11 protein-coding genes are annotated in these 13529 nt (G+C 68.1%); 8 read left to right on the top strand and 3 right to left on the bottom strand.

The genetic code is table 11. The annotated features are described in order from the left end of the window. Positions 1–888, top strand: an 888-nt coding sequence (locus ACNS88_RS13385) for an RNA-guided endonuclease TnpB family protein (RefSeq protein WP_435098577.1), incomplete at its 5' end; no start/stop codon positions are given. 48 nt (positions 889–936) lie between these two features. Here the strand turns inward: ACNS88_RS13385 and dpsA are convergent. Beyond that, entirely contained in the window at positions 937–1485 is a 549-nt protein-coding gene (gene dpsA, locus ACNS88_RS13380) for a DNA starvation/stationary phase protection protein DpsA (protein ID WP_435098574.1), read from the bottom strand. A 169-nt stretch (positions 1486–1654) separates the two neighbouring features. Here dpsA and ACNS88_RS13375 point away from each other — a divergent pair, with 169 nt between their 5' ends. Further along, the gene (locus tag ACNS88_RS13375; RefSeq protein WP_435098571.1) at positions 1655–3118 is read left to right on the top strand and encodes a HEAT repeat domain-containing protein; all 1464 of its coding nucleotides are present in this window, start codon (positions 1655–1657) and stop codon (positions 3116–3118) included. A gap of 58 nt (positions 3119–3176) precedes the next feature. Then, positions 3177–4913: a phospholipase D-like domain-containing protein gene (locus ACNS88_RS13370; protein ID WP_435098568.1), complete on the top strand. Its 1737-nt coding sequence runs from the start codon at positions 3177–3179 to the stop codon at positions 4911–4913. Positions 4914–4949: 36 nt separating this feature from the next. Here the strand turns inward: ACNS88_RS13370 and han are convergent, their stop codons facing one another. Further along, a complete protein-coding gene (han, locus tag ACNS88_RS13365) occupies positions 4950–6896 on the bottom strand; it encodes a Hef-associated nuclease (protein WP_435098565.1) in 1947 nt (648 codons plus the stop codon). Positions 6897–7047: 151 nt separating this feature from the next. On the opposite strand from han, the gene ACNS88_RS13360 reads away from it, so the two are divergent. The 5 genes from ACNS88_RS13360 (at position 7048) to ACNS88_RS13340 (ending at position 11011) form a co-directional block, all read left to right on the top strand. Further along, on the top strand, positions 7048–7569 hold the full coding sequence (locus ACNS88_RS13360; RefSeq protein WP_435098562.1) for a Mov34/MPN/PAD-1 family protein: 522 nt from the start codon (positions 7048–7050) through the stop codon (positions 7567–7569). Next, positions 7566–8033: an FAD synthase family protein gene (locus tag ACNS88_RS13355; protein ID WP_435098559.1), complete on the top strand. Its 468-nt coding sequence runs from the start codon at positions 7566–7568 to the stop codon at positions 8031–8033. Before ACNS88_RS13360 ends, ACNS88_RS13355 begins: the two co-directional genes overlap by 4 nt. 123 nt (positions 8034–8156) lie before the next feature. Beyond that, a complete protein-coding gene (locus ACNS88_RS13350; RefSeq protein WP_435098585.1) occupies positions 8157–9515 on the top strand; it encodes a heme o synthase in 1359 nt (452 codons plus the stop codon). Between the two features lie 88 nt (positions 9516–9603). Beyond that, on the top strand, positions 9604–10677 hold the full coding sequence (locus ACNS88_RS13345; RefSeq protein WP_435098556.1) for a sensor histidine kinase: 1074 nt from the start codon (positions 9604–9606) through the stop codon (positions 10675–10677). 91 nt (positions 10678–10768) lie between these two features. Further along, positions 10769–11011: an Rdx family protein gene (locus tag ACNS88_RS13340; RefSeq protein WP_435098553.1), complete on the top strand. Its 243-nt coding sequence runs from the start codon at positions 10769–10771 to the stop codon at positions 11009–11011. Between the two features lie 33 nt (positions 11012–11044). Here ACNS88_RS13340 and ACNS88_RS13335 read toward each other — a convergent pair whose 3' ends face one another. Continuing rightward, on the bottom strand, positions 11045–13477 hold the full coding sequence (locus ACNS88_RS13335) for a heavy metal translocating P-type ATPase (protein ID WP_435098550.1): 2433 nt from the start codon (positions 13475–13477) through the stop codon (positions 11045–11047). Positions 13478–13529: the final 52 nt, after the last annotated feature.

The following is a 13529-nucleotide window of genomic DNA, read 5'->3' as shown; positions in this document are numbered from 1 at the left end:
CGTCTTCGGCTCGAAATCGTTGGCGACCCGAACTGGCCCGACTACGAAGACCAAGGCCGACTAGAACTGTGGTACGATGAGACTGATTGCACCTTCCGAGCTTCGCAACCCGTGACTGTTTCTTCCGATGCACGGGACACTCCACTGGCCGATCATAAGGCCGCTCTGGACATTGGTGCGAACAATCTCGTCGCTTGTACCACGACGACCGGCGAACAATACCTGTACGAAGGTCGCAAGTTGTTCCAGCGATTCCGCGAGACGACGCGAGAAATCGCCCGATTACAGTCCAAGCTACGGGAAAGTCGATACAGTAGTGAGCGTATCCGGCGACTGTACCGGAAACGAACTCGTCGCCGCGATCACGCCCAAGAAGCACTGTGTCGTGACCTGCTCGAACGGCTGTATGCCGAAGGTGTGGATACGGTGTATATCGGTGGCTTGACCGACGTACTCGGCACGCACTGGTCGGCCGAGACGAACGCCAAGACCCACGACTTCTGGGCGTTCAAACAATTCACCGGGCGACTGGCGTGTACTGCCGAGGAATACGGCATTTCGGTGGAAGTCCGGTCAGAGGCTTGGACCAGTCAGGAGTGCCCGCAGTGTGGTTCGACAGAGCGAACGACACGGCATCAGGACACGCTCACCTGCCCGTGTGGGTTCGAAGGGCACGCTGACCTCACGGCGTCAGAAACGTTCCTGAGACGGCACACAGAGAAGGCAGTCAGGCCGATGGCACGGCCCGTGCGGTTCGAGTGGGACAGTCACGAATGGCTGGAGTCACCACGCTCTCCTGCGACGGAAAGTCCCAAAGAACAGCGCACAGACCCGAGTACCGTCCACCGTGACGGGAATGTTGCCTCCGGGGACTCTCAAACAGTCTGAGACTCCCACGCCGGAGAGGAAACCCCGTCGTTCACGACGGGGAGGATGTCATTCGAGCGTGCCCTGAGTGACGAGCGTGTCGTCCTCGAGGTAGTGCTCGAGGTGGTGGCCGTGCTCCTCGACGTCCATCAGGATTTCGCGGAGCTGCTCCTCGGTGTTGTAGTCGCCGAGGTTGTTGGCGAGCTGAATGTGCTCGCGGAGCTGCTCGGTGATATCGCCGAATATCTCGAGGTCGTTCCCGAGTGAGGTGCGGATGTCGTACGCGTCGGCGTCTTCCGGGCTCACCGGCGCGTGCTCCTCGTAGTTCGCGCCGCCCGAGAGCGGCACGCCGCCGAGCGCCTGCGCGCGCTCGGCGAGTACGTCGGCGCCCTCTTCGAGGTCTGCGGCGACTTCCCCGAGGTAGAGGTGGATGTCGTGGAACTCGGCGCCCTCGACGAGCCAGTGGTGCTTTTTCACCTGGTGGTAGAGGACGTACGTCGCCGCAAGGTCGCTGTTGAGCGCGTCGACGAGCTGCTCAGCCTTCTCTTCCGGGACGCGCAGCGCTTCGCTTTCGTGAACGCTGCCGTACTGTTGGCGGGCCTCTTTCTGTGTACTCATGTCTATATCAATGAACGCGCGCTGGGCACTTAATGGTTGTTACTATATTAAAGTAGGTTCTCCATGTTGAAAGTATTTTTTCAAATATTACAACAGAGACCGGCCGCCGCGTTCGACTCCGCCCACGAAGGGAAACGTCTTAATGGACTACGCGCGCAGTTCGTGGTGTATGAGCAACGGCGACGACGACCCGGCCGACGCCTCCGAGGAGGCCGACGCCGCGGACGACGCGGAGGAGGCGGGCGGCGCCGGCGAGTCGACGGACGCGGCCGCCGCGCCGACGCTTCCCGACGAAGCGACCGAGGAGTCTCTAAACGAGTACCTCGACGATATCGCGGATCGCCTCGACGGTGCCGAGACCGAGGCAGACCTCGATGACATCGAAGCACTCCTCGAAAACGCCGAGGACGAGCTCGAGGGCGCCGATCTCCCGGAGCCGGACGAGGACGACGAGGACGCCGACGACCCGCGCGGCGACCTCGAAGATCGGATCGCAGAGCTCCGCGGCAGCGTCGAGGAGGCCCGCGGCCCCTACGCCGACGACGTTGTCGACGCGATCGAAGCGGCCGCGTCGACGCTCGAGGACACCGAGTGGACCGCTGCCGGGCGCGACGACGCCGCAGACGCAGTGGTGGCGTTCGTCGATGCAGCCGCGGACGCCGTCGACGACGAGGTCGACACGGCCGAACTCGAGCCGGATACACTCGACCCGGATACCGTCGATACAGACGCGGCCGACGCGGACGACGACGAGAGTCCCACTGAGGGTACCGACGCCGATCGAATTGACGACCTCGTCGGCGCGCTTGACGCCGTCGCCGGGGCGGTCGGGGACGCCGGTCTCGACCCCGACGACGATGCCGAAACGATCGCGGCCCTGATCGACGCGACCGACGAGCTCGAAGCGGGGCTCGACGACGCGGAGGAGTGGGACGACCTCGAAACCCACGAGCAGCTCCGCGCGCAGGGATACTACGACGTGCTCGGCCACTACAAGGACTTCCCGGTCGAGTGGTCGGCGCTGAAGGAACACGAAGCGCGCGGGAACGTCGACATGATCCTGCTCGTGCTCGACTCGCTGCAGTCCGATTTCATGGAGCGCCACTGTCTCGAAGCGTTCGAACGCATGGGGAAACGCGGAAAGACCGAGGCGTCGGTCGAGGAGCTGCTCGGCCGCGCGGAGAAGCGCGACAAACCGTCGATCCGCATCCTCGGCAAGATGGCGGCCGACGAGGCCACCGAGACGCTCGTCGAGTACGTCTCAGAGGACTCGAACCCGCAGCTCCAGAAAGTCGTCTTCAAGGCCCTCGGAGAGATCGGCGCCGCGGAGGCCGTCCAGCCGCTCGCGAACCAGCTCGACCCCGAGGGAGACACCGCTGACCTCGTGCGTCCCCACGCCGCCCGCGCGCTCGGGCTCATCGGCGACACTCGCGCGGTCGACCCGCTCACCGACGCGCTCGCCGAGGACGACTCCGACGACGTCCGTGCGGCCGCCGGCTGGGCGCTCCGCCAGATCGGCACCCGCGAGGCCCTCGAAGCCGTCGCCGAGTACGCCGACGAACACTCGTTCATCGTCTCCACCGAGGCCGAGAAGGCCGAGCGTGCGCTCGACGAGGCAGCACCGACCGCCTGACCACGAGACGAACCAGAGCCGAACAACCTCTTATCCCTGATGACGCGGCAGACCCCGTGTGTCGTCGACGACACCGGCCTCCGGAGACGCTCCGCGCGATAGCGTCGCCGCGGTCGTCGGTCTCAGCGTCGCTGTCGCGCTGCTCTTCATCGCCCTAACGGCCGCCGCACCGGTTGCAGCGTCTGTCGATCACGGCGGCGAAGTCGACGTCGGCGGAGTCAATGTGGAGACCGTCAGAGAGACCGACAACGGGACGGCCCGGACCGATGATCCGCGGATCGTCGAGCTGTTTCCAAACCCGACGGCGGCGGAGAACCGCGGCGAGTACCTCGTCGTGTTCCTCCCCGAGCGCGGGAATTGGTCACTCTCGGACGGCTACCACGAGGTAGCGGTCCCGCCGAACGCGAGCGGGCACGTCGCGCTCTCGATGGACCCCGCGAACACGACGGCGCTGCTCGACGACGAAGCCGCGAGCGCTGACCGCGACCCGGCGGAACTCCGCGCGCTCGGCGGCTACTTCCCGCTGTCGGCCGCCGGCGACCGGATCGAACTCCAACGGGACGGGACCGCGGTCGACGCTGTCGCGTACGACCGCGCCCCAGAGGGACACCGCTGGCGCGCCGACTGGGGTGAGTGGCGGCCGCGCGGCCACGACCCGCGACCGGCGATGCGAACCGAGAACGCGACCGTGAGGCCGTTCGTGCTTCCGGACACGCCGGAGGTTCCCGTCGAACCGCTCCGCGCGGCCGACGACCGCCTGCTGCTCGCCGGCTACACGCTCGAATCGGAGCGCGTCGCCGACCTGCTGGTCGCGGCTGTCAACCGCGGCGTCAACGTGCGGGTCCTCGTCGAGGGATCGCCAGTCGGTGGCTTCTCCGCCCGGAGCGCGCGACTCCTCGATCGGATCGCAGACGCCGGCGTCGAGGTCCGCGTGCTCGACGGCGATCCAGAGCGGTTCCGTTTCCATCACGCGAAGTACGCGGTGGCCGACGACCGCGCGGTCGTCCTCACGGAGAACTGGAAGGCGTCCGGCACGGGCGGGCGGACCAACCGCGGGTGGGGCGTCGTAACCGGACCGTCCCGATCTTCGGCCATGAGTGGAACGGCTGCTAACGACCTGGCCGCTCTCTTCCGTGAGGACGCGGCGGCGCCTGACGCCCGGTCGTGGTCGTCGTTTCGGGCGGACACCGAGTTTCACGACGGAGGAACGGCAAACGGGAGCTATCCGACGCGGTTCGAGCCGCCACCGGCGACGGCGGCGGACGTCGAACTCCTGACGACCCCGGGCAACGCCGCCGACCGCCTGGTCGCGAGGATCGACGCCGCCGACGACCGCGTGCTGGCGGTGGTCCCCCGGACCGGCGGACCGGATAACCGTATCGTCCGCGCGCTTCGACGGGCTGCCGACCGCGGCGTCGACGTGCACCTCCTGTTGTCCGGCGCGTGGTACGACCGCGAGGCGAACCGCGCGCTCGTCAAGGAACTCGCCGGCGAGCCGATAGCGGTGGCCGTTGCGGAGCCGCGCGGTCGGTACGGGAAGGTCCACGCGAAGGGACTCGTTATCGACGACACCGCCGTCGTCGGGAGCCTCAACTGGAACGAGGGTGCGGCGACGGAGAACAGAGAGGTGTTGCTCGCCGTCGAACAGCAATCGGTCGCGGACTTCTACGCCCGCGCGTACGCGGCGGACTGGCGCGGCGGCGGCGTCCACCTGCCGATGGGGCTACTCGGGGGGCTGGCGACCGCCGTCGCCGGCGCTGGCGTCGTCGCTCGCAGGGAAGTGACGTTCGTGTGAGACCACTCGGCGTCCGAACGACCGCCTGAGGCCGCGTCAGTCGTCGATCACGGCCGTCGACGAGAGCGCTTCGTCGATCTCAGCCCCGGCCATCTTCTCGACGAGCGTCTCGATGACGGCGCTCCGACGCCCCTTCACGAACTTGATCGAGCCGACGACGAGGTGGCCGCCGCCGGAGACGCCAGCTTCGGGAAGCTCCTCGTTCAGCTCGGTCACCATGTTCGGGATATCGAGCCGGACGCCGTCGGACCGGAGCACACAGAAGTCGGGACCGTACCCGATGGTGATGACGGGGTCGCCGGTCTCCTTGACGCGGGTGTCGTGGAGTTCGCCGGTCGTCTTCCCGGGCGCGGGGTAGGTGAACCGATGGGCGTACTCGTCGAGGTCGATACGGTAGAGGTGCGCGCCGGAGGCGAGCCGCTCGTGTTCCACGTGGTCGTCGACGGCGTCGAGCTGGCGCTGCACGTCGCGGTCAGCCCGTTCCGAGAGGAACTCGACGAGCTCCTCGTGGCGGGCCTCGTCCTCACACCCCACGTTGAGGGCGTCGTTGACGAGCGTCTTCCCCTCGGAGTAGCGCAGCCAGTGGGCGGCGTAGTCGAGCGCCTCGCCGATGTCGAGGAGGTCGGACTCGCCGTAGCCGGCCTCCGCCGCGAGATCGATGTAGTCGTCCATCGCCTCCGCCTTCGAGCGGTCGGAGAGCCCGGCGACGGCGGGGACGTGCTCCAGCTCCTCGGTGATCGACGGATCGATCAGCCGAGCGAGCTCGACGCACATCATGCCGGTCGTGACCCGGTAGTCCTCGCCGTGGAGGTACGGGTTCACGTGGGCGTCGAGCAGGGGCTCGACCGCCTCTGGATCGGGGTGGTGATGATCGACGGCCGCGATGGGGATGTCGTAGTGCGCCAGGTTCTCGTAGGCGGGGACGTCCTCCTCGGTCGAGCCGTTGTCGAGCATCAGGAGGAAGGGGAGCTTCTGGCCGTGGCGGGCGCGCCCCTCTAAGGCGAAGTTCAGGTCGCGCGTGACATCCTCCATCTCGTAGTACGGGGCCTTGCTCGGGAGCCGCTTGAACAGGTGTCGGGCCGCATCGGGGTCCTCGTGCACGTCGCGGACGAAGCTCTCCAAGGCGAGTTGGACTGGGATTGCGGCGCACATCCCGTCGCCGTCGGCGTGATGTCGGACGCGGATCGGACGCCCGGCGAGGACGGTGCGACGGAGGAGTCGGGCGAGCTCCCGGAGATCGTCGTGGATTGGCTCGAACGCCTCCCACTCGACGAGCGGGTCGACGTCGGCGGGCTCGGCGCGCTCGTCGAGCGCCGCCTCGAAGCGCTCGCGGGCCTCGGCCGCTCGCTCTTCGGGGAGTCGCTTCAGCGAATCGACCTCAAGCTGGAGAGCGTTCTCGCGGGTCTCGATCGTCCCGCTGACGTGGACCATATCGCCGACGGCTATCTCCGGGTACGCGCGGACCCCGGCCTCCTCGAAGGCGGCACAGGAGACGACACCGGAGGCGTCGGCAACGGCGAAGATCGTCGGGCCGCCGGTCTGTTTCGCCTGCACGACCTCGCCCTCGACGGTTACCTCGTCGCCGGGCGCGAGTCCGCGGACGCGGGAGACGGTCGGTTCGTGAGCGACGGTCTCCGTGCGGTAGTCGTCGAGGTCGGCGTCGTCGAACGCCACGTCGCCGTTCTCCTTCACCTCGGTCAGCTGGACGACGAGCCGGTCGCCGACGGCGTAGGTGCCGTCGAGGTTCGACTCGTGGACGAGCCCCGAGAGGGCGTCCGAGACGTCGACGAAGATCCCGTAGTCGACGACGCCGTTGACCTCGGCGTGGTACAGCGCGTTGACCTCGGCATCCTCGAGGGTGCAGTCCGGTGCCAGATCGTAGATAGTCGGCCGGTCGTCGGCCGTCCCCTCTGCCGCGTCGGCGTCGGGTTCGGGGCTCGAATCGCCCCGCGTGCCGGAATCCCCGGCGGTGTTCTCGCTCATGGACGTTCATCGGGAACGAGCGGTGTTAAGCCTGTTCTCTCGCGTCTCCGCCGTCCCTGAAGACGGGTCTGGCTGTGGTCTCGGCCGGGAGATGACAGCGACGTCCCCGCGGTCCGGAATCCATATGGGGCGACGGTTCTTCCCCTCTCGTATGCGACTGTTCCGCTCGGACGAACTCCTCGGGATCGCCCGGGAGACCATGGAGTTCGTCCTCGAGGCGAGCGAGGAGAGCCACCCCAACGAGTACATGGGGTTCCTCCGCGCGGACGACGCCCGGAAACTCGACCTCGACCGAGAGGGACAGGTTATCACCGACGTGCTCGTCATTCCTGGCACCGAGTCGAGCCCGACGAGCGCCAGCGTCCGCACGCACATGAAGCCGAACGACATGCGGGCGGTCGGCTCGGTTCACTCTCACCCGAACGGCGCGCTCCGGCCGAGCGACGCCGACCTCGCAACGTTCGGACAGGGACGGGTCCACATCATCGTCGGCGCCCCCTACGGGTGGGGCGACTGGAAGGCGTTCGACAACGAGGGACGGCAAACGACCCTCGACGTGCTCGACGTGGAAGTCCCCGACGAGCACTTCTTCGATTTCACGCAAGAGGACATCGACCGCGAGATCGGCGAGGAACGACGCAACAACGGCGGCTTCCTCTCGTGGCTCCGATGACACGGGTCGTCGCGCAGGGGACCTTCGACCTGCTTCACCCCGGCCACGTCCACTACCTCGAGGACGCGTCGACCTACGGCGACGAGCTCCACGCCATCGTCGCCCGCCGCACCAACGTCACGCACAAGCCGGCGCCGATTCTCTGTGCCGAGCAACGTCGCGACATGGTCGCCGCGCTCGACGCGGTCGACGAGGCGCACCTCGGCCACTCGGAGGACGTGTTCGTCCCAATCGAGCGACTCGACCCCGACGTGATCGTGTTGGGGTTCGACCAGCATCACGACGAGGCCGACATCGCCGACGCGCTCGCGGAGCGGGGTATCGACTGTCGAGTCGAGCGCGCCTCGGCCCGCGATCCCCGGTACGAGGACGAACTGCTCTCCAGCGGCGACATCGTCGACCGGATCCTGGAACGGCGGATCCCCGACCACGACGGCGACCTCGCCCGCGGAGAACGAGGGTAGCGGTCGAACTGCCGACGACGAAACGACTGATGCAGCGAAGCGCGGAACCTATATGGATCGGTTCCTAAAATCTTCTAAGTGACGACATCTGACCGATTCCCCGCGATCCTCGCGGCGGCGGCGATGGGCGTGTACCTGCTCATCGTCGTCGGCGCGACGACCTCGCTCACGGAGGCGGCCGCGGCCTGCACGGGCTGGCCGGCCTGCGGCGACGGGACCGCCCTCCCAGCCGAGACCGCCGGGTGGATAGCCCTCGGCCACCGGCTGCTCGCGGTCGTCGTGGGGGGCCTCGTGGCCTTGTCTGCCGCCCTCGCATGGCGAGAGGGTGCGAGCCGGCGGATCCGGACCGCGCTCACCCTCGCCCTGATCGTGTACCCGGCGCAGGCCGGCGTGGGCGCGCTCGTCGCGGTCGGCGGGCTCCCGGCCGCGCTCGGCTCCCTTCACCTCCTCCTCGGCGTGGGCATCTTCGCGGCCGTCCTCGCCGGGCTCGCGTGGTGGCTGGAGGCCGAGACCGGCGATCCGGACGACGCCCCGGTCGATTTCCAGGCGGGCACCGACCACCTCCCACCGGTCGATGAGGCACCCGAGCCGAACGTGCCGACCGGGACGGTTCCCCGGCTGCGGGCAACCGCGGCGGCGTACTTCCGGCTGATGAAGCCGCGGTTGATGTGGCTGCTCTGTCTGGTCGCCGCCGCCGCGATGGCGCTGGCCGGCGGATCGGGGTTCACCCCGCGCGTCGTGACCGCGACCCTCGTCGGCGGCGCGCTCTCCATCGGCGCCTCCGGCACGTTCAACCACGTGCTCGAACGCGACGTGGACAAGCGAATGCAGCGCACGAACGACCGCCCGCTGGCGACCGATCTCGTGCCGGTTCCGAACGCGCTCGCGTTCGGCGGGCTCCTCACGCTCGTCTCGCTCGGGTTGTTCTGGAGCGTCAATCCCCTCACGGCAGCGCTCGGACTGGTCGCGATCGTGTTCTACAGCGTCGTGTACACCCTCATCCTGAAGCCGAACACGGTGCAAAACACCGTGATCGGCGGGGCCGCCGGCGCGCTCCCGGCCCTCATCGGCTGGGCCGCGGTGACCGGCGAGGTCGGCGGCGGCGGGCTGTTGCTCGCCTTAGTCATCTTCCTGTGGACGCCCGCGCACTTCTACAACCTCGCGTTGGCTTATAAGGACGACTACGAGCGCGGCGGCTTCCCGATGATGCCCGTGGTTCGCGGGGAGACGACGACGCGCCGGCACATCGTCTGGTACCTCGGCGCGACGCTCGTCGCGGCGGTCGCGCTCGCCGCGGTCGCCGAGCCGCTCGGCGTACTCTACGCCGTCGTTGGCGTCGCCGTCGGCGCCGTGTTCCTCTGGACGGTCGTTCGGCTCCACTACGAGCAGACCGAGGCCGCGGCGTTCCGCGCGTTCCACGCGTCGAACGCCTATCTCGGACTCCTGTTGTTCGCCGTCGTGTTCGACGCGCTCGTGGTCTGACGCGGGCGGTGACGAGACGGGTCCTCACAGAGAGTCGAATGAGATGTGTAGGATTTATATACCGTTGCGAAAACCGGACGATCATTAAATGATGTTTCCACAGGCCACAGCCGTTCGCTCGCTGTGGCCCGTGTGGGGGCTCAGCGTCGCGCTCCTCCTCTCGGTCGTCGCGGAAGCCGCGACGGCCTCGCTCGGGATGGCTGCCACCCCCGACGGCTACTGGGTCGGGGTCCTCTCCTCGATGCTGGTCCTGCTCGGCGTCGGGTACGCCATCTACTGGATCCCCGGGTCCGGTCTCTCGGTGGACCGATTCCAGCGGCTCAATCGCTGGTGGATCGCGGGAGCCACTGGGTTTTTCCTTATTAACCTCGGGTTCATGCTGACGCTGCCGACGGAGGGCGCGTTTCAGGTGGTCGGCTGGGCCCGCTGGGCGATCAGCTTTGGCGCCGGGATCGGACTGCTCGTCGGGCTGTTTGAGGCGAAAGCCATCGAACGAGAGGTCACGGCAGAGCGGGGTCGGGTACGGCAGGCCGAGCTCCGCCGCGAGCGCGACCGGCTCGAGGAGTTCGCGAGCGTCGTGTCACACGACCTCCGGAATCCGCTCGCCATCGTTCGCGGCCGCGTCGGCCTTGCGAGGCAAGCGTATCCCGAAGACGAACACCTCGAGGCGGTCGACCCCGCCCTCGATCGGATGGAGAGTATCATCGAGGAGACGCTCACGCTCGCCCGCGAGGGACAAAGCGTCGACGAGATCGCCGACGTCGACACCGCCGAATGCGCGCGCGAGTGCTGGTCGCGCGTGGACACGGCGGACGCGACGTACCACGTGGAGGGATCGACGACGCTTCAGGCCGACCGCGACCGTCTCTTGCACGTCTTCGAGAACCTCTTTCGGAACAGCGTGGAACACGGCGGCAACGACGTGACGGTCCGAGTGGGGGCCCTCGAAGAGGGAGACGGCTTCTACGTCGAGGACGACGGCGACGGCATCCCCCAAGCGAAGCTTGACCGCGTGTGTGAGACCGGGTTCACGTCCTCGCGCGACGGGACGGGACTCGGGCTCGCGATCGTGGACCGAGTCGTCGAGGCACACGGGTGGGCGCTGCAGATCGGCGAGGGGGACGAGGGCGGCGCGCGGTTCGAGGTCAGCACTGTCGACTAGCGAGCGCGGCTCGAAGAGAGCCGAGTCAGCGATTGGATTCGACGGGTTCGCGGTGTGTTTTTAAGTCCGTTCGACGCGAAGCCACATCCGTATGACACGCGTTGAGATCGAGTACTGCGTCCCGTGCGGCATGTTGAATCGCGCACAGGACGTTTCGGAAGCGATCCTCAAACAGTTCGGCGAGGGGATCGACGAGGTCGCGTTAGTGACCGGCGACGACGGCGTGTTCGTCGTCCGCGCCGACGGCGAGGTCGTCTTCGACAAGACGGAAAACGAGTACGACGTGGACGCCATCGTGCGCGCGGTCAGACCGTACGTCAGCGCGACAGTGTAACGGGCCGGCGGAGTCGAGTCCCTCCCTCGTCCACTACTCGCCTTTATAAACTGCTCGCGCGGAGTTCGACACCACGAGGAGGCTGCTCGTCGCCATCGCGACGGCGGCAAAGAGGGGGTTGAGAACCCCGGAGACGGCCATCGGGATTGCGACCGCGTTGTAGACGAGCGCCCACCCGAGGTTCTGTTTGAGCCGGCGGTTCGTCCCGCGGGTGACCGCGAACAGCTCGGGGATCGCCGAGAGACGGTCTTCCAGCAGGACGGCGTCGGCGGCGTCGGCGGCCAGATCGGTCCCGCTCGCGACCGAGATGCCGATGTCGGCCACCGCGAGCGCGGGCGCGTCGTTGCTCCCGTCGCCGACCATCGCGACGCTCTCGGTCGCGGTCAGACGGCGGACCGTCTCGGCTTTCGCCTCCGGCGGGACCTCCGCGAACGCCTCGTCGATCGCGGGGTGCTCCTCGAACTGCCGGGCCGCGGCCGGGGAGTCACCGGTGAGGACGACGACCCGGCGTCCGTCCGCAGCCAGGTCCTCGACGACCGCCTCCCACCCGTCGCGAACCTCGTCGCCGACGACGAGTACGCCCCGAACGGCCCCGTCCCAGCCGACGTACGTGGGGACGAGACCCGCCTCGCGGGCCTCACCGCCGGCTGCGTCGAGCGACTCCGGCACGGTCCACGCGTCGCCGGCGAACAGCGATCGGTGACCGACGACGACCTCGTCGCCCTCGATCCGGCCGGAGACGCCCTTGTCCGAGACCGTCACGTCCGCGGCGGCCGGCGACGGGTCAGGCGCGGCCGCCGCGGTGCCGTCAGCCGCCACGCCGCCGTCGGTCGCTGCAGGCGAGCCGGCGGCGACCCCGTCGCGTTCCGTCTCGTCTCCGCGTACTCCCGCGACGATGGCCTCCGCAATCGGGTGGACCGAGGCGCGCTCCAGCGCCGCGGCGCGCGTCCGAACGGCCTCCGGGTCCGTCCCGTCGGTCTCGGTGTCGAGGAGTCGCATCTCGCCGTCGGTGAGGGTCCCGGTCTTGTCGAGCACAACCGTGTCGATGGCGGCCGCTTCCTCGAAGACGACGTCAGAGACGATCACGATCCCGCGCCGGGCCGCGTCGCGGATCCCGGCGGCGACCGCGAGCGGAGTCGCGAGCCCGAGCGCGCACGGACACGAGACGATGAGCACCGTGAGTCCGAGCAGCGCCGCCTCGGTCGGCGGGGCACCGAGCGCGAGGGTCGCGCCGGCGGCGAGGACCGCGACGACGACGACGAGCGGGACGAACACCGTCGCCAGTTTGTCGACGAGCCGCTGGATCCCCGACCGCGAGCTCTGGATCTCCCACAGCAGCCGCACGAGCGTGTCGAGCGTGCTCTTCGCGTCCTCGCCGACCTCGACGACCACCGGGGCGTCGGTGACGACGGTGCCGCCCCGGACCGCATCGCCCTCGCGTTTCGTCGCCGGAAGCGACTCGCCGGTGACCAATGCCTCGTCGACCGCAGCGCTCCCCTCGACGACGGTCCCGTCGAACGGGACGCGCTCGCCGGGGCGCACGAGCAGGCGCTCGCCGGGGTCGACCGCATCCATCGCGATCGTTTTGCCGGCTTCGGTCCGGACCTCGCGGTCCGTCGCGGTCGTCAGCTCCGAGAGGGCGCCTGTCGCGCGCCGCTTGATCAGCGACTCGTAGTGGTTGCCGGCGGTCACCACCAAGATAACGGCGATGGTCACGTCGAAGTAGAGATCGGTCCGGCCGAGGAACATCGCGAGGGTGCTGTACGCGTACGAGCTCACCGCCGCGAGCGACACGAGGAGATCCATGTTCGGCTGTCGTGCGCGGAGGCTCACGTAGGCGCCTCGCAAGATCGGGTAGCCCGTATAAAACAAGACGATAGAGGCGAACACCCACACCTGCGTGAACAGGTACAACCCCGAGACACCGCCCAGGTCGAGGAAGGGCTCGTAGCCGAAGTAGGTGGGGTACAGGAAGACGACGTACCACAGCATCGCCATCATGCCGAAGAAGCCGCCGCCGATCAGGAACCTGACGACCGCGTCGTCGTCTCCCGACTCCGGGTCGGCCCGGTCGCTCGCCGAGTAGCCGGCGACCGAAAGGCGCTCGGGGAGCTCGTCGGCGCCGACGGTATCGGGATCGTAGTCGACCCGGATCGTGTCGGTGGCGTAGCTCGCCTCCGCCGCCGCGACGCCGGGCTGTTCGCCCGCGGTCATCTCTAAGAAGGACTCACAAGTCGCACAGTGCATCCCGTCGACGTGGAGGAACGTCGTCTCGCCGTCGAACTCGTCGTCCGGCTCCGCGTCCGGTCGCCGCTCCTCGACGTCGTCGAGACCGTCGAGCCCATCATCGTCGCCGAGAGAGCGCGAGACGGCGAGACAGCCCTGACAGCAGAACTCTCCGTCGACATCGGGAGCCGTGTGGGGATCGTCCCCGGTCGGCAGGTCACAGAGTGTACAGGATGGCATGTGTGTTCGCTTCCGGGGTGCCGCGAGGGCGGTCCGCGGCTCGGGCGCGCCG

Source organism: Halorubrum shenae (assembly GCF_051194165.1).
Taxonomy (GTDB): domain Archaea; phylum Halobacteriota; class Halobacteria; order Halobacteriales; family Haloferacaceae; genus Halorubrum.
This window is presented reverse-complemented; position numbering and strand designations above follow the sequence as displayed.